Consider the following 17,607-nt stretch of genomic DNA (forward strand, 5'->3'; position numbering starts at 1 on the left):
ATCACCATGATTTGATCGTTCTGGATGAGACAGCCGTGGTGAGTTCAGGAAACCTTTGTACCAGCATAGGCAGTACAACTGTTTTTAAATCAGGGCGACTGGCCAGGATCTGCTGACTGCTAGCTGCCAGTTCGCTCTCGGGCCGCACCGGCAGGGTGAGCAGGTTGAGCAAGGGGTCGAGATTGGGCTGCTGGCTCAGCTCTTTGATCTCGAGGGCTTCAAAGCCGCAAGGCTTCTGCGAGGCAGTAGCGGTAGAGCCGATCCCCGGGGGCGCTATGGAAGACCCGGTAGTACAAGCGGTCGGTGTTCACTGGCTGCGTGCACTTGTTGGAGGCAGGTCAGCGATAGACCTCGCGTCGATGGCCGATGCGCACCACCAGGATCACCAGTTCGCTGCGCTGCCATTCATAGACAACGCGGTAGTTCCCTACACGCAACCGCCGCAGTCCTTCAAATTCACCCTTGAGGGCAGAGCCGGCGGCTGGGGTGTCGCAGAGCAGGTTGATGGCCTCAACCAGCCGCACCCGGTCAGCTTTCGGCAGCGCGGCCAACGCCTTTGCCGCAGAACGTTTAATCCGCAGCGAGCAGCGCATCTCGCACCTCAAGCCAGTCGAGAACAGGGTCGGCAGGGTCCTTCAGGGCTGCCACCCCACAGCGCAAATCCTCGATGTCGTCGAGGTAGTACTCGATTGCCTGACGAATGATGTCGGCTCGGCAGCGGTTGAGCTGCTGTGCCGCTGCATCAAGCTCGGCGCCGAGGGTGTCGGGAAGCCTGGCCGTGACCTGAACCATGGGAATTACAGCGAAGTCGCGGAGATGTCAATGACATTAATGTAGGGCCACAGCCCACGTTTTAGGCCTGGCCAAACAGGGCTTCAGGTTCGGCTTTACTGATCAGGATTGAGATGCACCAGCACCTCCAGAACGGTGATCTCGGGTGTCAGCCCCAAATACACAGCCCGCTACGCCAGTGCAGCGGGTGGGGGGCCTTCAATTAGGTCTCCGTGCTGGCTGGCTGCTCAAACACGCCATAAGCCATTTGATCGTTTCAGGCAACACGTTGGTGGCGAGCAGAACGTTCACGCCAGCACTCTCATCACCCTCGGTGCGGATTGAGGGGCAGGCCAGTGCCAGCCCCAGATTTAGATCTGGCAGATCGGCTATGACGCGAAGGCCCCGCTTCAGCCGTTGGCGGCCAGGTCGGCCGGACCCTGAAAGTCGAGCAGGGCATCAGGCACAGGCAATCAAGCGCACCTGCAAAGCCTGGACGCGCTGAAATCCGGCATCACCCGTGATCATCACGGCATCGGGTGTACGCAGCCCATGGTTGGCGCGCAATTGCGTCGCCAGCTCCACCACAGATGAGCTGAGCTCCACAACCAGCAGATCCGGCTGGGAAAACAATTCCTCAAAACGATCCAGGCAGGATTGATCACCTCGCCGCACTGGAGCCACACGACACTCCAGCAGGCTGAGGCGGCTCACAGCCAGTGGGAGATCAGTTGCCTTGACAGCAAGCTGATGGAGGGTTGCCTGGGTGGCTTCGGCCCATCGGGCCTCACCATCCACCAAATAGATCAGAGCGCTGGCATCCAGGAAAGCAATCACCAGTCGCGCTCAGCCGCCAGCTCCGCATCGATCTCAGCCTTACTGCGCGGGCTCGTGGATGGCGGCAGGGCCAGCAGCCACTGCAACGCCGATGCTTCAGCCACAGGAGCTCGTGATGCCTGCAACTGCAGCCGATCGGTTGCGCTTCAACAAATGGACTGGTCCATGCTGCAGCGCCTGCTCAATCGCTGCAATCCCACGGCGCTTGAGCTCAGCTGAGGTGAGCGCGTTCTGCTGATCCATGGCACAGCGATCGCTGGAGCCTGAAGCTAAGTACCTAAAACAGTACTGGAGTGTCGAGGTCGTCGCATCGACTGATCTCATTACGCCATCGGACAACACGTTGGTGTTGAGCAGAGCGTGCACGCCAGCTCTTGACAGCCTCCTCTCCAGAGACACCAGACGCCACTGGCCAGTCCTCCGGAGGCTGGGTCCAGAGGCAGCGGCCCACCCGCTGCACATGGGCCTCCAGATCGGCGGGCAGCTCGTGGCGCAGCACAAGATCCACCTGCCAGGGAAGGCACAGATCATCCACGGCGTTCAGCAACCGCAAACGATCGCTGTGGCTCAGCTGAGGGGCTTCCAGGCAGAGATCCAGATCAGAGCCTGGCTGCTCACGCCCCATCGCCCGAGAGCCGAATAGCCAGATGCGCTCCACCTGCGGCTGTGCTGTGAGCACGGCTAGGAGCCGATCTTGCGCCTGTGCCGGAATGTTTATGGCGCTACCTCCTGAACCCGCTGCTCCAGCCTGCTGCGCAACTGCTGAAAACAGGGCAAGTAGCAATCGATGATCTGAGCCCCAATGGCATCCGCCGTGGCGCGGTTGTAGGCGTGGCTGGTGAGATTGCGGTCTTGAAGCATCAGCATCCAGGCTTCTCCCTGCTCGATCAGGCCCAGACGAAAGGCTTCGCGCAGGGTGTCCCGCGATCCCAGCAGGGAGGCATCGCCCTGGCTGCGCAGCAGATCACGCAGGGTGTTCCAGGCGAGCTCGTATGTGTATTCAAACGCCTTGATGAGCCCCTGCTGCTCGCGTTCATTCAACGCCGGAGGCTCCAGGAAATCCTCCAGGCGATCCAGAGCCTTGCAGTAATTGCTGAAGCGCTGCTGCCAGCGGCTGTCTTCCGCCATCAGCCCACGCCAGCTGCGTTGGTGGGTGGGTTTTCCATGGAGCCCACCACCGCGAAGCCCTTGCGGCGCAAAAGGGCCTCCTTGGCAGCCTCCTCTTTATCGGTGGCAACCATCTCGGCCACCAGCTCTTCCAGGGTGGTGGTGGGCGTCCAGCCAAGCTTCTCGCGGGCCTTGGTGGGATCACCGAGCAGGGTTTCCACCTCCGCCGGACGGAAATAGCGCGGGTCGATCCGCACCACAAGCTCGCCGCTTCTGCGGCGGCCGGTTTCCTCCACGCCTGTGCCCTCCCATTGGAGAGCACCCCAGCCCAGCTCCAAGGCGGTGAGCTCGATGAAGCGGCGCACCGATTCCTGCCGGCCCGTGGCGATCACGAAGTCTTCCGGGGTGCCGGGTTGCTGCAGCATCCGCCACTGCATCTCCACGTAGTCGCGGGCGTGACCCCAGTCGCGCAGGGAATCGAGGTTGCCCATGTAGAGGCACTCTTCCAATCCCTCATTGATGCGGGCCAGGCCGCGGGTGATCTTGCGGGTCACAAACGTTTCCCCCCGCCGCGGAGATTCGTGGTTGAACAGGATGCCGTTGCAGGCATAGATCCCATAGGCCTCGCGGTAGTTCACCGTGATCCAGTAGGCGTAGAGCTTGGCTACCCCATAGGGGCTGCGGGGATAGAAGGGCGTGGTTTCCTTCTGGGGAGTTTCCTGCACCAGGCCGTAGAGCTCTGAAGTGCTCGCCTGATAGATCCGGGTTTTTTCCTGGAGCCCCAGCATCCGCACCGCCTCCAGGATCCGCAGGGTGCCGAGGGCATCGCTGTTAGCCGTGTATTCCGGTGCCTCGAAGCTCACGGCCACATGGCTCTGGGCGCCAAGGTTGTAGATCTCATCCGGCTGCACCTGCTGGATGATCCGGATCAGGTTGGTGCTGTCCGTCAGATCGCCGTAGTGCAGCACCAGGCGCGGGTCGCTCTCGTGGGGATCCTGGTAGAGGTGATCGATGCGGCTGGTGTTGAAGCTGCTGGCCCGGCGCTTAATGCCGTGCACTGTGTAGCCCTTTTCAAGGAGCAGCTCCGCCAGGTAGCTGCCGTCTTGGCCGGTGATGCCGGTGATCAGGGCGACGCGGCCGGTGCAAGTCACGAGCTTTGGGCTGAGGGTCATCGACTGGGGGTAGGGGCTTGAGGTGGAAACGGTGGCGGCGTTGGCGACGCTATGGCGCTCTAAATCACCTTTAGAGGTTCAGTACAAGCTGTACGGAAGTCTGGACGGTGCTTGGAGTGTTCATTCTCGCGCTCATCGCAGCGCCAACCTCATCAAGCGCCAGCCATGGATATACCTATGGCGTATGAACGCAGAAGGGAAGGGAGCAGAACTCAACCTTCTCGCCTCGGATAGCCAAAGATCGCACAGCAACAGAGCCCGATCTCGTCTTGTAAATAAGTGTCTAATTCGCAGGTAAAGAGCTAGTCACACCCCCCCGCTCCCAGTCATCACAGCGGCACTGCAACAGCAGATCTGCCCGCTCCTGCAGATAGGGTCTGGGTTAGAAGTGTCACTCCATCCCGGTGCAACCGTTGCAACGACGAGTTTGGTGGGTGGGAACAGCCGTGGCAGTGGCTGTTCTGGGCCTGCAACCCTGCCTGGCCAACACCCCAGCCCCTGCGGCCGCCAGCCGCAGCCGCGTCGTATACGACAGCTACATCCTTGGCCCGGGCGACACCCTCCAGATCGAGCTGCTCGACATCCCCGAGCTCAGCGGCACCGTGTCGATCGGCCCAGATGGCACCCTCTACCTACCTCGCCTGCGCGCCCTCTATGTGGAAGGGCTCACGGTGGAGGAGCTGCGCTACTTCCTCACTGAGCAGTTCAAGCGCTACGTGCGCCAGCCAGAGATCTACATCCGCCCGGTGGGCTTCCGCCCGATCCGCATCTACGTGGGCGGCGAGGTGAAGCGCCCGGGCTACTACACCCTCAGTGGCACCCAGGAGCTGGGCGGTGTGTCCAGCGAAGCAGATGCGGCGATCCGCGCCAGCGGCGGCGATCAGCTCAACAGCAGGCCCGACAGCACTGCCACACCAGGTTCGGGCACCAGTAGCTCTGGCGGCGGCGGAATCACTACCTTCGGGGTCCTGTTCCCCACCGTGTTCGACGCGATCCGCACCGCCCAGGGGATAACCCCCTACTCCAACCTGGCCGAGGTGCAGGTGACCCGCCGCCAGCCCGTGAGTGCCGGCGGCGGCAAGATCCGCACCCAGCTCAATTTCCTCAGCCTGATCACCGAGGGCGATGAATCCCAGAACATCCGCCTCTTCGACGGCGACGTGGTGAGCGTGGCCAAAAGCCCCGTGGTGCTGCGCGAGCAGCTGCTCAAGGCCGGGCAAACCAACCTCAGCCCCCAGTTCATCCAGGTGTACGTGAGTGGCCGGGTGAAGACCCCCGGCGGCGTCACCCTGCCCCAGGGCTCAGCCCTCAACCAGGCCCTCAACCTCGCCGGCGGCCCCTCCCTGCTGCGCGGCAAGGTGGAATTCATCCGCTTCACCCGCGAAGGCGAACTGGATCGCCGTCTGTTCACCTACAACCCCAACGCCGCCAGCGATTCGACGGCCAATCCCATCCTGATGGCCGGCGACATCATCCGCGTACAGGATTCGGCCCTCTCCGCCAGCATCAATGTGATGAACGAGCTCACCGGCCCCTTCGTGGGGGTGTACTCGGTGTACAGCCTGTTCCGCTGATGAGCCCCTCCCTGCCCCAACTCCAGACGCCTCCTGCTCCGGCCGACGACGAGATCGACCTCGGCCAACTCGCCGCCTCCCTGCGCCGCCGTTGGCGCCTGATCGCCCAGGTGACCGGCAGCACCCTGCTGCTCTCCGGCGTGATCACCCTGCTGCAGAAGCCGATGTGGGAAGGGGAGTTCCAGATCGTGCTGGCTAGCAAGGAAACGCCAGGAAGCGGCACCCAGGCACTACTGCAATCCAATCCAGGCTTGGCCAGCCTGATCGGCGCCAAAGGGGGCGAGAACCAGCTGGAAACCGAAGTCAAAATTCTCGAAAGCCCTTCCGTGCTCAAGCCAGTGTTCGACTACGTCAAAGCCGAGAAAATCCGCGCTGGCCAAGACGTCGACCGCTGGCGCTACAGCGACTGGATCAAAGACAGCCTCACGATCGAACTCGAGAAGGGCACCTCCGTGCTCAATCTCGCCTTCCGCGACACCAACAAGGGCCTAGTGCTCCCTGCCCTGCATCGGATTTCCCGCGAATACCAGGCCTACTCCGGCCGGGATCGCGAGCGGGGCATCGCCCAGGCCATTCGCTACCTCGATCAGCAGATCAGCCGCTACCGCCTCCAGAGTGTTGCTTCGCTGCGCCGTGCCCAACAATTTGCAATTGAGCAGGATCTCACGGCCCTACAGGGTGAAGCGCAAGACGATGAAATCCGCAATGCCCTCAACATCGAAGCGATCAGGGTGCAAGCCGCCAACGAGATCCGCAACATCGATGAGCAGCTCAAACAACTCATCAGCCTCGGTAACGACCCGGAAGCGATCATGTACATCGGCCGCACGATCCCCGAACTCGCTTCCCAGGGCCTACCCCAGACCCTCGATCAGATCGACACGGAGTTGGCCAACCTGCGGGCCAAGTTCACCGACAACGAAGACAGCGTGCGGCTGCTCAAACAGCGACGGGGCGTACTGATTGACACACTGAAGCGCCAAACCTACGGCTATCTCCAGGCCAAACGCACAGCAGCCCAAGCCCGCCTCGCTGCCGCGGAGCGGCCCAAAGGCGTGCTGATCCGTTACCGCGAACTTCTCCGCGAAGCGGGTCGTGATGAGGCCACGCTCACCCGTCTCGAGAGCGAGCGCCAGGTGCTCGCCCTGGAGCAGGCCCGCAAGCAAGAACCCTGGGAGTTGATCTCCACCCCCACCCTGCTCGACAGGCCCGTGTCCCCCAGCAAGGGCCGCAACCTGGCGCTGGGGCTCCTGGCCGGCCTGGTGCTCGGCTCCGGCGCTGCCCTGGTGGCCGAGCGCCGCAGTGGCCGGGTGTTCGCCACCGACGAGCTCCAGGCCGCCCTGCCCGGCCCCCTGCTGGCCCGCCTCGATCCCGCCGCTCCCGAGAGTTGGGCCCCCACCCTGGCCCTGCTCGCCTCAGGCCCCCTCGCCGGGGCCTCCACCGTGGCCCTGATCCCCGTGGCCGGCCCAGGCGAGCCTGAGCTGGCCGAGGCCTTGCAGCGGGCGCTCCAGCAGCTCACCCCCGGTGCCCAGGTGCTCGGCACCAGCGATCTGGTGGCCGCCGGCGCCTGCCAGGCCCAGCTGCTGGTGGCCCGCCCGGGCGCCAGTACCCGCCCCCAGCTCGACGCCCTGCGCCAACAGCTCCAGCTCCAGGGCAAACCCGCGCTGGGTTGGCTGCTGCTCCAGAGCACGGATGCCTAGGCCTCGGGCCAAGCTGCTGCCCGTGGCCGGGGCCCTGCTCAGCCTGGGCTCCAGCGGCCTGGGGGAGCCCGGCTGGGCCCAGCCCCAATGGCAGCCCCTCGCCCCCTCAGGCGCCGGATCTGGGGTGCCTTCCAGCCCCACCGGCTGGAGCCCCGTGCCGCCCGCCACCGACCCGGCCCTGCCCGGTGCCAGCTGGCAGCCCCTGCCCCCCGGCGATCCCGGCAGCAGCGCCCCACCCCAATGGGATCCGGTGCCCGCGGGTGATCCTTCGCTCGCGCCCCCGGCCGCGCCAAGCCCTGGAGCCAGCGTCCCCACCAGCGCGGCCGAGGCCGAGGCCGTGTTGGCGGGCCTGCTGCCCAGCCGGGCCGACTACCTGCCCCTGCTGCGCCTCGGCCCCCTGCCCACCGCCTGGCTGCTGGATGAAAGCCTGGCCCAGCTCAGCTTCCAGCAGGTGAGCCCCGGCGATGGCGGTGCCGCCGGCGGCAGCGGCAACCAGAACTACGGCTTCCGCGCCGATGTGGGCCTCTCCAGAGCGCTGCTGGTGTCGCTCACCTACACCTACGCCGACGACCCCCTGTTTGCGCCGATCCCCAGCCGGCCCAGCCAGCCCGCCAACTACTGGAATGCGGCCGGCGCCAGCCTGCGCGGACGCCTCGCCGGCGGCCCCAACTGGCAGCTCGCCGCCGAAGGCGCCCTCGAGCTCTTCACCGTGGGCAGCGGCTGCGGCGGCACCGTGAGCTGCGATGGGCCCGGCGCCCCGAACATCTTCAACGATTCCGGCCAGCTGGTGTTCACCCGCAACTGGGTGGGGGCCCTCTCCCTGCCCCTCACCTGGCAGGCCAGCCGCCAGCTGCAGCTCTCGCTGGTGCCAGCGGTGAGCTTCCTGCCCGACTCCCAGGGCGCCGGCCAGGGCGGTGCCGGGGAGTTCTACGGCACCACCATCAGCCTGGGCCTGGGCGCCAGCTACCGGCTCGGCAACCAGGTGCAGCTGTTCGCCTCGGGGCTGCTGCCCTTCGGGCCCGGCACCAATGCCTTTGACGGCGATCTGGTGTACTCCCGCGTGCCGATCCTCACCGCCGGCGCCAACATCGCGGTGAACCCCCGCATCGGCCTGGAGGCCAGCATCACCAACGGCTTTGGCCTCAGCCCGGCCACCGCCATCCTGGCCCTGCCCAGCGCGCCCACCGAGCCCATGCTCAATGCGCGCTTCACCTGGAATCCCGGTGCCATGGATTCCCCCAGCCCCCGCTACAGCCGCCGCCAGGCCTCCCTGGCCCTCGGTGGCCTCAGCGTCAACACCGCCCTCACCCCCGCCGACGGCACCACCCAGCTCTGGCTCAATGGGGACAGCCGCGGCAACCTCTTTGGCAGCGCCGGCTACTCGGTGTCCAACGACTTCCAGTTCCAGCTGGCGGCTGGCGTGTTCAACGGCATCGAGCCCCGCAACGGCTTTGTGAACACCTACGCCGGCAATGGCGACATCAACCTGCGCTTTGGCGGCAAGGCGATGGTGTTCCGCCCCAGCAAAAGCCTGCCCCTCTGGGCCGCCGGCCGCATCTCCGTGGGCCGCAACGAAGACGCCAGCAGCAAGCAGGGCTACTTCTTCTTTGAAACCATCAACACCTGGGAGGCCACCCCCACCCTGGCCTTCAACCTCAACCCCAAGCTGGCCTGGAGTGGATCCGGCACCAGTTGGGGCGTGGGCCTGGGGGCCAACCTCCAGCTGGGGGCCAGCTTTCAGCTGATCCCGGAAGTGAATGTGGTGGCCACCGATCTGGGCGGCACCAACGGCTCCAACGGCAGCCTGGCCCTGCGCTGGCTCGCCTCCAGCAGCACCACCGTGGACGTCTACGTGTCCAATGCGGCCGGCCTCTACGACCTCGGCCAGCTGCTCGGCAACGACCAGGTGCGCGTGGGTGCCCGCCTGGCCTTCAGCTTCTAAGCCGCCCCGCGCCTCACAAAGCCCCCGCCGCCCCCTGACAAACGCCCGGGCGGCAGGCAGGATCGAAGCAGACCCGGCAGCCGGCCTTGATGACCCCCGCCCCCGACCAACCGGCACCCAGCTCCCAAGGCGCCGGCGCCAATGGAGCCGCCGCCAATGGAGCAGCCCTGGCCTGGGTGCCCTGGCTGCAGGCGGGCGTGACCGCCATGCTCGTGGTGCTGTTCGTGGTGATCGTGGGCAAAACCCGCCAGCAGAACGCCACCATCCGCCAGCTGCAGGAGCGAGTTCAGGGCCTAGAGAACAGCCGCGCCCTCGACCGCACCACCGGCCTGGAGCAGCAGCTGCGCACCACCGTGGAACGGCTGCAGGCCGTGGAGCGCAACAGCGCCCGCCTCGAGGCCCTCAGCGGCGAAAACGCCAACCTGCGCCTGGAGCTGCGCCGGCAGCGGGCCACCCGTGACACCAGCGGTGACACCCTGCCGCCCCTGCCCAAGCTCGAGGAGCCCCTGGCGCCGCCGCCCCAGCCGTCGCCCAAGCCGCCTGCTCCCACCAACTGAGCGGGCTCAGATCAGCCAGTGCAGGCCGTCCTGGTTGGCGCCAGGCGACTGGCGCAGCTGCCGCGAAAGCTGCTTGAAGTTGGCCTCGAACTGGCCGTCTTCGATCACGTCGCGGTGGCCCAACACCGCCCCCACCTCCACGATCTGCAGGGGGTAGGCCAGGGGCTTCACCCCATCGGCAGCCGCCACCAAGCCATCGTGGGGGCCGCCGTAGCTGAGTGAGTGGCCATCGGCGGCGGCGCCATGCCAATCGCTCCAGGCATAGGTGCGCAGCGGGCTGGGGCTGGTGGCCAGGCCGTTGTCCTGGAGCTGACGCATCAGCAGGGGCGCCATGCCCACCGGCAGGGCCGGGGAGGGGTAGCGGCGAAACTGCTCGGGGGTCAACGCCGCCGCTTGCCGCAGGGGGTGGTTGCGGTGGGCAAACAGCTGCAGGGTCCAGCGGCAGATCGGCACGCACATCAGCGACTGGGTGAGCCCGAGCCGCGTGCTGCGCAGGCTGTTGAAGGGCTGGGGCAACAGCTGGGCAAATTCCAGCAGGCCCCCCAACCAGAAATCCACCAGCCGCTGCTCGAGCAGCGAGGCCACCCCCCAGCTGTCCATCTGCCGCAGCGGCAGACAGCGGGCCGCACTCTGGCCATCGGCCTGAAACAGGTTCACCAGCTGCCAACCCACCCCAAAGCGGAATTGGCCCACCCGCACCCGGCGCATCTGGGCGGCCTGGCGCAGGGAGGCGAGCACATCGCCATTGCGGCTGCTGCCATAGCGGCCATCCACCCGGTCAAACCCCAGATCAAAATGCTGACTCAAGGCCCGGTAGCGCCGGGAACAACTGCTCTGGGAAATTCCCAGCTCCCGAGCTACAGATGTGGTGCTATGAAGCAGCTCGAGATAATCAAGAATACCGAGATCGTCGACAAAAGAATCATTGAATGGCACCTAAGACTCCCCCGCGCGAGGGAGCAGCAATCCCGCAAACTCAAGCTTCGAGCAGGGATACACCACTCAGGGGAAACCATCCGGGGAATAGATAACAAAACAAAGCCCGAGAATCCAGTGTCTATGCAGGAAAGGCATAGGGCTATTCAGGATTGGCCCGAGCCGCGGCCCGCGCGATGACACGCCGATCTGAGGGTGCGCCATGTTTGCACACCCACGCCGCTAGGAGATGCGCAAAACGGGCGTTCAGCCCTTCACGGCGTCGCCGCTGGCACTGGGCAGGATGTATCTCTGCAAGCCCACAAACAGCACCAACACCGGCAGAATCGAAATCACCGAGCCCGCCGCCACCAGGCGCCAATCGAGAGAAAAGCTGCTGGCCAGCTGCTGGAGCCCCAAAGGGAGGGTGTAGAGCTCGGGCTCATCGAGGATCACCAGGGGCCAGAGGAAATCGCTCCAGGTGCCGATGAACACGAACATCGCCAGGGTGATCAGGTCGGCCCGGGCCGCCGGGATCATCACGTTCCACCACTCCCCCAGCGGCGTGCAGCCATCGCAGCGGGCCGCCTCCTCCAGCTCCACCGGCACCCCCAGAAAGCTCTGGCGCAGCAGGAAGATGCCAAAGGCCGTGGCCGCCTGCGGGATGATCAGGGCCCAGAGGGTGTTGCGCAGGCCGATCTGCACCATCAGCAGATAGAGCGGGATCATCACCACCTGGAAGGGGATCAGGATCGTGGCCACCACCAGGGCCAGCACAAGCCCCCGCCCCTTGAAGCGCATCCGCGCCAGGGGGTAGGCCGCCAGGGAGCAGAACAACAGATTAGCCAGCACCGCCAGGCCGCTCACGATCGTGCTGTTGAGCAGGTAGGTGCCGATCGGGTTGTCGGTGAACAGGCGCGTGTAGGCCTCCAGGCTGGGCTGGCTGGGCCAGAGCGCCGGCGGGCTGGTGAAGATGTCCTCCGCCGGGCCCTTGAGCGAGGTGCTCACCAGCCAGAGCAGCGGCACCAGCATCGCCAGAGCCACCAGCAGCAACAGGATCAGCTGGGCGGCCGCCGCAAGCGGGGAACGGCGCGGGCCGGAGAGGGGTTGGCTCATGGGGCGATCACACCCTCGGCCGGTCGGCCAGGGGCAGGTCCCCCACCACCGGCAGCGGCGCCTTCTGGGGGTGCAGGGGCTGGTGGCGCCCTCCGGCCAGCAGCCGGTTGAGGGCGTTCACAAAGGCCTGGGCGGCGGCCACCACGATGTCGGTGTCGGCCGAGTGGCCCGAATAGAGCACGCCCTGGTGGCGCAGGCGGATGGTCACATCCCCCATGGCATCGATGCCCTCGGTGACGGATTTCACCGAAAACTCCACCAGCTCATTGGGCACCTGGGCCAGCCGGTTGAGCGCCTGACACACCGCATCCACAGGCCCCGTGCCGATCGCCGCCTCGGTGAGCTCGGCGCCATCGGCCGTCACCAGGGTGACGGTGGCGGTGGGCTGCAGGCCCGTGCCACAGCTCACCTGCACGCTCTTGAGCGTGTAGCTGCCGTCGTCCTGCTGCTGCACCTGCTCGCTCACGATCGCTTCGAGATCGCGGTCGCTGATTTCCCGCTTGCGGTCGGCCAGCTCCTTGAAGCGGGCGAAGGCGTCGTCGAGGTCCTCGCGCTCGAGGGTGTAGCCCAGCTCCTCGAGCCGGGCCCGGAAGGCACTGCGACCGCTCAGCTTGCCCAGGGAGATGCGGTTGTCGGCCAGGCCCACGGTGCGGGCATCAATGATTTCGTAGGTGAGGCGGTTCTTGAGCACGCCGTCCTGGTGGATGCCACTTTCGTGGGCAAAGGCGTTGGCGCCCACGATCGCCTTGTTGGGCTGCACCGCCATGCCGGTGAGGTTGCTCACCAGCCGTGAGGTCTTGGTGATCTCCTCGGTGCGCACGCCCGTGAGCGGCTCGGTGCTCTCCGCCGGCCGTCCCAGGAAGGGGTTGAAGTAGCTGCGCCGCACGTGCAGCGCCATCACCAGCTCCTCGAGCGAGGCGTTGCCGGCCCGCTCGCCGATGCCGTTAATCGTGCACTCCAGCTGGCGGGCGCCGTTTTTCACCGCCTCGAGGAAATTGGCCACCGCCAGGCCCAGGTCGTTGTGGCCGTGCACCGAGATCACCGCCTGGTCGATGTTCGGCACGCTGGCGTTGATGCCGGCAATCAGGGCGCCGAACTCCGCCGGGGTGGCGTAGCCCACCGTGTCGGGGATGTTGATCGTGGTGGCGCCAGCGGCGATCGCCGCCTCGATCACCTGATGCATGAACTCCGGATCGCTGCGGCCGGCGTCCTCGCAGGAGAATTCCACGTCGTCCACCAGCGAGCGGGCGTAGGCCACCATCTCGGCGGTGATCGCCAGCACCTCGGCGCGGCTCTTGCGCAGCTTGTGCTCGAGGTGGATGTCGCTGGTGGCGATGAAGGTGTGGATGCGGCGGTGAACGGCGGGGGCCACCGCATCAGCGCAGGCCTTGATGTCCCCCGCGGCCGCCCGGGCTAGGCCACAGATGGTGGGGCCATCGGCGGTGCCCACCGTTTCGGCAATGCGCTGCACGGCGTTGAAGTCGCCGGGGCTGGCAAAGGGGAAGCCGGCCTCGATGATGTCCACCCCCAGGCGGGCCAGCTGCTGGGCGATCGCCAGCTTCTCCTCGAGGTTCAGGCTGGCGCCGGGCGACTGCTCGCCATCGCGCAAGGTGGTGTCGAAGATCAGCACACGGCCGGGATCGCGGGCCATAACGGCGCCTCTAGGCGGAATGACTATGAGTTAGCCCCATTGTACGGGGCGCCAGAACGATGCGCCTAGAGTGCGAACACCGCGGGAAGGTCATGGCCGCAGGCGATCTGGCCCTCGTCCTCCACGCGCATCTGCCCTACGTGCGCTCGAGCGAGCCCGGATCGCTCGAGGAAGACTGGTATTTCCAAGCGCTCCAGGAGTGCTATCTGCCCCTGCTGGCGGTGCTGGAGGCCGCCGCGACCGACCGGCGCCAGCGCCCCCGCCTCACCCTTGGCCTCTCGCCCACGTTGCTGTCGCTGCTGGCCGACCGCCAGCTCAATGCCCGCTTCCTGCCCTGGATCGCCCAGCGCCAGGAGCTGCTGCAGCAGGCCCCCGAGCCCCTCGGTGAGGCGGCCACCCACCTGGCCCGCCAGCTTGAGGCGGTGGTGGAGCAGTGGATCGAGGCCAGCGGCGCCCTGATTCCCCGCTTCCGGCGGCTGCAGCAGCAGGGCGTGCTCGACCTGATCACCTGTGGGGCCACCCACGGCTACCTGCCCCTGCTGCGCCAGGTGCCCGAGGCGGTGCGGGCCCAGCTGATCACCGCCGTGCGTGAGCACGAGCGGCTGCTGGGCGAACGGCCCCTCGGCATCTGGCTGCCGGAATGCGCCTTCTACGAGGGGCTCGACCAGCAGCTGGTGGGCTGCGGCCTGCGCTACTCGGTGCTCGATGCCCACGGTCTGCTGCATGCCTTGCCCCGGCCCCGCTACGGGGTGTTTGCACCGATCTGCTCCCCCGCCGGGGCGGCCTTCTTCGGCCGTGACAGCAGCGCCACCCTGCCGGTGTGGAGTGCCCGCGAGGGCTACCCCGGCGACGGCGCCTACCGGGAATTCCACCGCGACCTGGGCTGGGACCTGCCCGAAGCAGAGCTGGCCAGCCACGCCATCCCCAGCCGCCGGCCCCTGGGCCTGAAGCTGCACCGGGTCACGGCCCAGGGCTGCCCGCTCGACCAGAAGCAGCCCTACCAACCCGCCGTGGCCGCCGAGCGGATCGAGCAGCACGCCACCGCCTACCTAGAGGGCCGCGCCAGCGAACTGGCCGGCCTGGCCCGCTCGATGGAGCGCCGGCCCCTGCTGGTGGCGCCCTTCGACGCCGAACTGTTCGGCCACTGGTGGTTTGAGGGGCCCCAGTTTCTGGCGGCCCTGTTCCGCCAGGCCGCCGAGGCCGGCGTGCGCCTGGTGACCCTGCGCGAGAGCCTGGCCGGCGGCGATCCCCTGCAGGTGTGCCGCCCCTCCCCCAGCAGCTGGGGCCAGGGGGGCTACCACGACTACTGGCTCAACGACACCAATGCATGGGTGGTGGCCGAGTGGCAGCGGGCCTCCCGGGCCATGGTGGCGCGGGTGCAGCGGGGCGTGGGCAGCGAGGCCCAGCGCAGCCTGCTCACCCAGGCCGGTCGGGAGCTGCTGCTGGCCCAGAGCTCCGACTGGAGCTTCATCCTGCGGGCCGGCACCACCACCGAACTGGCCAAGGAGCGCATCGAGCGCCACCTCGATCGCTTCTGGCGCCTGCTGGATGCCATCGACAACGGCACCGAGCTGCCGGCCGAATGGCTCAAGGCCGTGGCGATCGAAGACGGCCTCTTCCCCCTGCTCAACGCCGCCGATTGGCTGCCTATGCCCGCTCCAACGCCGGGGCCAACGCCGGGCTAGGGCCGGCGGGCGGGCCAGAGCAGGCCGGCCCGCACGTCGTTGGGGGCCAGGGCAAACAGGCGCAGCATTGCCCCCAGCAGCTGGGGGGTGGTGAGCGTGTTGGTGAGAAATCCAAACCACTCCTGGGCCGGCAACCGGAAGAAGGCGGCGAAATGGTGGCGCAGGCGGGCCTCCTCAAAGCCCATCAACTTGCCCAGGCCAAACAGATAAAAGGCCCGGCGGAAGCGCTCCGGTTCGGGCCAGAGGGCCTGCCAGCCGGCCCGGGCCAGGGCTGCCGAGGGCGCCGCCGGATCGGCCATGGCCGCCGCCACCGCCGCCGCCACCGCCGGGGCCCGGCGCAGCAGCGAGCCAACCATGTAGCCGGAGGCCGGATGCACCATCGCCGCGGCCCCACCAAAGCCCAGCAGCGGCTGATCGAGATCCGGCAGGGGCAGGTTCATCGGAAACAGGCAAAACTCCTCGTGCTCTACCGCGGTGATCGCCACGCCGCGGTGGGCCAGGCGCCGCTCCAGCCGCTGCTTGAGCACCGCAAAGGGCACCGGCGGCGCCAGGGCCAGGGAGGTTTCCTCCACGAAGAACCGACCCCCGCCCAGGTCCATCGCATAGAGAAAGGTGGGCGACTCCGCCCGCTCGGCCGCACTGAGGTGGTCGGCCCGGTAGTCCATCAGCACAAACTGCCCCGACTCCACCGGCGGCGCCGTGAACTGCCCCACCACCCCATAGGCCGCCTGCCCAGCCACCGGCCCCCGGTCGGGCCGGTGCAGCAAGGCCGAGCCGTGGCCGGTGGCATCCACCACCAGCCGGGCGTGCAGCACGCTGCCATCGGCGGTGTGGAGCACACTGCCGCCCCCCGCCAGATCGAGCGCCAAGCGCTCGGCCTGGCCCTGCAGCAACGCCACGCCACCGCGCTCACAGGCCGTGAGCCAGTGCTGCTGGAGGCCCTCCCGGTCGAACAGGCCGTAGTCGCGGCCATGGGCCGTGGCGGCATTGGCCGGATCGGCCGGATCGGCCGCGCCAGCCCCGAAATAGCTCACCGTGTGGCTCCAGCGGTGCTCCAGCAGGTGGGCCAGGCCCAGGGCGTCCACCTCGTCCACCCAGATGCCGTAGGTGTTGGGCCAGGGGGCCCGCAGATCGTGGGGGGCCAGCAGGGCCACCTGCAGCGCCTGCTCGGCCAGCGCCGCCGCCAGGCACAACGCCGCCGGGCCGCCGCCCAGCACGATCACGTCATGGAGAGAGCTCATGCTGGATCAGGGGGCTTTAAACAGCATCCATCAGCCTCCAAGGGGCAAATAGAGGCTGTGGGGGGTGTCCTGAAAGGGACGGAAACCATCGTGCCCGTAGAACGCAACCGCCGCGGCGTTCTTGGCATCCACAACCAGGGCATAGCCCCCAACCGAGCGTTGGGCAGCGAGGCAACGTTGCACGGCCAGGCCCAGCAACAGGGGACCCAGGCCCTGCCCTCGCCAGCGCAGATCGCGGGCCAACCGCCCCATCCGAAAACAGGGCACCGGGTAGGGAGGAAGCGGCTTGGCATCACCAGGCTGGAGGTCGGCCAGGCAGATCTGCGCAGGCGCAAGGGTATAAAACCCGGCGATTTCGGCAGGGATGTCAGCCGGGATGAGCACGAAGGTTTGGCTCACCCCACGGCGCATGTTCTGGTGCGCGTGCTGGTTCAGAAAGCGATCAAGGGCCGGCTCCCCACAACAGAAACCCTTGCGGTGGTGCCGGGTGGGGTCGAGCTGGTGCTCTTCAAACACCGCTCACCCGCGTGCAGGCCTGCTCCAAGGCCTCCCTCAGGGCGGCGTTGGGCTCAAACGGACGGGCGATGGCCGCATGAAAGGCCTTGAAATCCCGTTGGGACAAGCTGATCTCTTGATCGCGCCGGATGGCTTCAGCGGCCCGCTGCTTGGCCGCCAGGCGCACAAACGCCGCCATGGTCACCCCTTCAATGGCAGCGGCCTGGGCAAGGAGCTGCTTGTCTGCAGCACTGAGCTTGAGATCCAGGCGCTCATCGACGGCCACGAGCTCGCGTCCAGGCAAGTGAGCTAATGATACGGCAAAAAACCGTACCAACTGATCACTCCTCGCTGCTGGTCGCGGTCTCTTCCAGGGAGGGAGCTTCCTCAGTCGGAGTCTCCTCCTCCTCGGGAGCCGGCGGCACCAGCACCACTTCGGTGAGGCGGTCGCCGGAATCGAGCTTCTGCAGCCGCACGCCAGTGGCGGCGCGGGACTGCTGGGGGATGGCGTCGGCCTGGGTGCGCACGATCACCCCCTTCTCGCTCACCAGCAGCAGCTCCTCGCCGGCGCCGAGCACCTTGAGGCCCACCAGCACGTCGCCGTCGCGGCGGAACTTCATGCAGCGCAGGCCCATGCCGGCCCGCTTCTGCAGCCGGAATTGGTTCACCGGCACCCGCTTGCCGAGGCCGCTGGCGCTGGCCACCAGCACCCAGGGCCCCTCGCTCGGGGCCACCTCATCGCCCTCCTCGGCGTCATCGCTGACGTCGTCCCCGGCACTGCTGGCCACCTGATCGGCGAGCTCCGCCGGAATCACATCCATGCTCACCAGCTGGTCGCCGGCGC

20 protein-coding genes and 1 pseudogene are annotated in these 17,607 nt (G+C 67.0%); 6 read left to right on the forward strand and 15 right to left on the reverse strand.

Annotated elements, in window-relative coordinates:
- Position 1 precedes the first annotated feature (1 nt).
- The 7 genes from KBY71_RS11500 to gmd all read right to left on the reverse strand — a co-directional run bounded on the left by KBY71_RS11500 (position 2) and on the right by gmd (position 3,887).
- On the reverse strand, positions 2–172 hold the full coding sequence (locus KBY71_RS11500; protein ID WP_254929045.1) for a hypothetical protein: 171 nt from the start codon (positions 170–172) through the stop codon (positions 2–4).
- 166 nt (positions 173–338) lie between these two features.
- A complete protein-coding gene (locus tag KBY71_RS11505; RefSeq protein ID WP_254929046.1) occupies positions 339–551 on the reverse strand; it encodes a type II toxin-antitoxin system RelE/ParE family toxin in 213 nt (70 codons plus the stop codon).
- A 19-nt stretch (positions 552–570) separates the two neighbouring features.
- Positions 571–792: a ribbon-helix-helix protein, CopG family gene (locus KBY71_RS11510; RefSeq protein WP_106501115.1), complete on the reverse strand. Its 222-nt coding sequence runs from the start codon at positions 790–792 to the stop codon at positions 571–573.
- A gap of 438 nt (positions 793–1,230) precedes the next feature.
- On the reverse strand, positions 1,231–1,608 hold the full coding sequence (locus KBY71_RS11515) for a PIN domain-containing protein (RefSeq protein WP_254929047.1): 378 nt from the start codon (positions 1,606–1,608) through the stop codon (positions 1,231–1,233).
- Between the two features lie 277 nt (positions 1,609–1,885).
- A complete protein-coding gene (locus KBY71_RS11520; protein ID WP_254929061.1) occupies positions 1,886–2,233 on the reverse strand; it encodes a nucleotidyltransferase domain-containing protein in 348 nt (115 codons plus the stop codon).
- 89 nt (positions 2,234–2,322) lie between these two features.
- A complete protein-coding gene (locus tag KBY71_RS11525) occupies positions 2,323–2,736 on the reverse strand; it encodes a nucleotidyltransferase substrate binding protein (RefSeq protein WP_254929048.1) in 414 nt (137 codons plus the stop codon).
- Positions 2,736–3,887: a GDP-mannose 4,6-dehydratase gene (gmd, locus tag KBY71_RS11530; RefSeq protein ID WP_254929049.1), complete on the reverse strand. Its 1,152-nt coding sequence runs from the start codon at positions 3,885–3,887 to the stop codon at positions 2,736–2,738. The genes KBY71_RS11525 and gmd overlap by 1 nt, the downstream gene beginning before the upstream one ends.
- Positions 3,888–4,333: 446 nt before the next feature.
- On the opposite strand from gmd, the gene KBY71_RS11535 reads away from it, so the two are divergent.
- The 4 genes from KBY71_RS11535 (at position 4,334) to KBY71_RS11550 (ending at position 9,660) form a co-directional block, all read left to right on the forward strand.
- Complete coding sequence (locus tag KBY71_RS11535) at positions 4,334–5,461, forward strand: polysaccharide biosynthesis/export family protein (RefSeq protein WP_254929050.1); 1,128 nt, start codon at positions 4,334–4,336, stop codon at positions 5,459–5,461.
- Entirely contained in the window at positions 5,461–7,161 is a 1,701-nt protein-coding gene (locus tag KBY71_RS11540) for a Wzz/FepE/Etk N-terminal domain-containing protein (RefSeq protein ID WP_254929051.1), read from the forward strand. The genes KBY71_RS11535 and KBY71_RS11540 overlap by 1 nt, the downstream gene beginning before the upstream one ends.
- On the forward strand, positions 7,154–9,103 hold the full coding sequence (locus KBY71_RS11545; protein ID WP_254929052.1) for a hypothetical protein: 1,950 nt from the start codon (positions 7,154–7,156) through the stop codon (positions 9,101–9,103). The genes KBY71_RS11540 and KBY71_RS11545 overlap by 8 nt, the downstream gene beginning before the upstream one ends.
- A gap of 89 nt (positions 9,104–9,192) precedes the next feature.
- On the forward strand, positions 9,193–9,660 hold the full coding sequence (locus tag KBY71_RS11550) for a hypothetical protein (protein ID WP_254929053.1): 468 nt from the start codon (positions 9,193–9,195) through the stop codon (positions 9,658–9,660).
- A 6-nt stretch (positions 9,661–9,666) separates the two neighbouring features.
- On the opposite strand, the gene KBY71_RS11555 is transcribed toward KBY71_RS11550, so the two are convergent.
- The 3 genes from KBY71_RS11555 to KBY71_RS11565 form a co-directional block, all read right to left on the reverse strand.
- Positions 9,667–10,467 (reverse strand): hypothetical protein, encoded by an 801-nt coding sequence (locus tag KBY71_RS11555; RefSeq protein WP_254929054.1) that lies wholly within the window; start codon positions 10,465–10,467, stop codon positions 9,667–9,669.
- 375 nt (positions 10,468–10,842) lie between these two features.
- The gene (locus KBY71_RS11560) at positions 10,843–11,691 is read right to left on the reverse strand and encodes a carbohydrate ABC transporter permease (protein ID WP_254929055.1); all 849 of its coding nucleotides are present in this window, start codon (positions 11,689–11,691) and stop codon (positions 10,843–10,845) included.
- 7 nt (positions 11,692–11,698) lie between these two features.
- The gene (locus KBY71_RS11565; RefSeq protein WP_254929056.1) at positions 11,699–13,342 is read right to left on the reverse strand and encodes a 2-isopropylmalate synthase; all 1,644 of its coding nucleotides are present in this window, start codon (positions 13,340–13,342) and stop codon (positions 11,699–11,701) included.
- Between the two features lie 92 nt (positions 13,343–13,434).
- On the opposite strand from KBY71_RS11565, the pseudogene KBY71_RS15190 reads away from it, so the two are divergent.
- A pseudogene (locus tag KBY71_RS15190) lies at positions 13,435–14,133 on the forward strand (DUF1957 domain-containing protein); the annotation flags it as partial.
- Positions 14,134–14,387: 254 nt separating this feature from the next.
- On the opposite strand, the gene KBY71_RS15195 reads toward KBY71_RS15190, so the two are convergent.
- On the reverse strand, positions 14,388–14,621 hold the full coding sequence (locus tag KBY71_RS15195) for a DUF1651 domain-containing protein (protein WP_396095372.1): 234 nt from the start codon (positions 14,619–14,621) through the stop codon (positions 14,388–14,390).
- Between the two features lie 55 nt (positions 14,622–14,676).
- Between KBY71_RS15195 and KBY71_RS15200 the strand changes: the two genes are divergently transcribed.
- Positions 14,677–15,027: a DUF1957 domain-containing protein gene (locus tag KBY71_RS15200; RefSeq protein WP_396095374.1), complete on the forward strand. Its 351-nt coding sequence runs from the start codon at positions 14,677–14,679 to the stop codon at positions 15,025–15,027.
- Here KBY71_RS15200 and crtL read toward each other — a convergent pair.
- From crtL to KBY71_RS11590, 4 genes are all read right to left on the reverse strand, one after another.
- Complete coding sequence (gene crtL, locus KBY71_RS11575; protein WP_254929058.1) at positions 15,024–16,268, reverse strand: lycopene beta cyclase; 1,245 nt, start codon at positions 16,266–16,268, stop codon at positions 15,024–15,026. The genes KBY71_RS15200 and crtL overlap by 4 nt on opposite strands.
- 30 nt (positions 16,269–16,298) lie before the next feature.
- Positions 16,299–16,784 (reverse strand): GNAT family N-acetyltransferase, encoded by a 486-nt coding sequence (locus KBY71_RS11580; protein WP_254929059.1) that lies wholly within the window; start codon positions 16,782–16,784, stop codon positions 16,299–16,301.
- Positions 16,777–17,049 (reverse strand): DUF1778 domain-containing protein, encoded by a 273-nt coding sequence (locus tag KBY71_RS11585; protein ID WP_254929060.1) that lies wholly within the window; start codon positions 17,047–17,049, stop codon positions 16,777–16,779. Before KBY71_RS11585 ends, KBY71_RS11580 begins: the two co-directional genes overlap by 8 nt.
- A 55-nt stretch (positions 17,050–17,104) precedes the next feature.
- Positions 17,105–17,607, reverse strand: a 503-nt coding sequence (locus tag KBY71_RS11590; RefSeq protein WP_315858551.1) for a DNA gyrase C-terminal beta-propeller domain-containing protein, incomplete at its 5' end; no start/stop codon positions are given.

It is taken from the genome of Cyanobium sp. T1B-Tous (genome assembly GCF_024345475.1).
Taxonomy (GTDB): domain Bacteria; phylum Cyanobacteriota; class Cyanobacteriia; order PCC-6307; family Cyanobiaceae; genus Cyanobium_A.

What these genes read in the sequence shown, in the direction of transcription:
- KBY71_RS11510 (WP_106501115.1), bottom strand. Translation starts at nt 792, where the DNA reads ATGGTTCAGGTCACGGCCAGGCTTCCCGACACCCTCGGCGCCGAGCTT.
- KBY71_RS11520 (WP_254929061.1), bottom strand. Translation starts at nt 2,233, where the DNA reads ATGGGGCGTGAGCAGCCAGGCTCTGATCTGGATCTCTGCCTGGAAGCC.
- KBY71_RS11525 (WP_254929048.1), bottom strand. Translation starts at nt 2,736, where the DNA reads ATGGCGGAAGACAGCCGCTGGCAGCAGCGCTTCAGCAATTACTGCAAG.
- gmd (WP_254929049.1), bottom strand. Translation starts at nt 3,887, where the DNA reads ATGACCCTCAGCCCAAAGCTCGTGACTTGCACCGGCCGCGTCGCCCTG.
- KBY71_RS11540 (WP_254929051.1), top strand. Translation starts at nt 5,461, where the DNA reads ATGAGCCCCTCCCTGCCCCAACTCCAGACGCCTCCTGCTCCGGCCGAC.
- KBY71_RS11545 (WP_254929052.1), top strand. Translation starts at nt 7,154, where the DNA reads ATGCCTAGGCCTCGGGCCAAGCTGCTGCCCGTGGCCGGGGCCCTGCTC.
- KBY71_RS11550 (WP_254929053.1), top strand. Translation starts at nt 9,193, where the DNA reads ATGACCCCCGCCCCCGACCAACCGGCACCCAGCTCCCAAGGCGCCGGC.
- KBY71_RS11560 (WP_254929055.1), bottom strand. Translation starts at nt 11,691, where the DNA reads ATGAGCCAACCCCTCTCCGGCCCGCGCCGTTCCCCGCTTGCGGCGGCC.
- KBY71_RS11565 (WP_254929056.1), bottom strand. Translation starts at nt 13,342, where the DNA reads ATGGCCCGCGATCCCGGCCGTGTGCTGATCTTCGACACCACCTTGCGC.
- crtL (WP_254929058.1), bottom strand. Translation starts at nt 16,268, where the DNA reads ATGAGCTCTCTCCATGACGTGATCGTGCTGGGCGGCGGCCCGGCGGCG.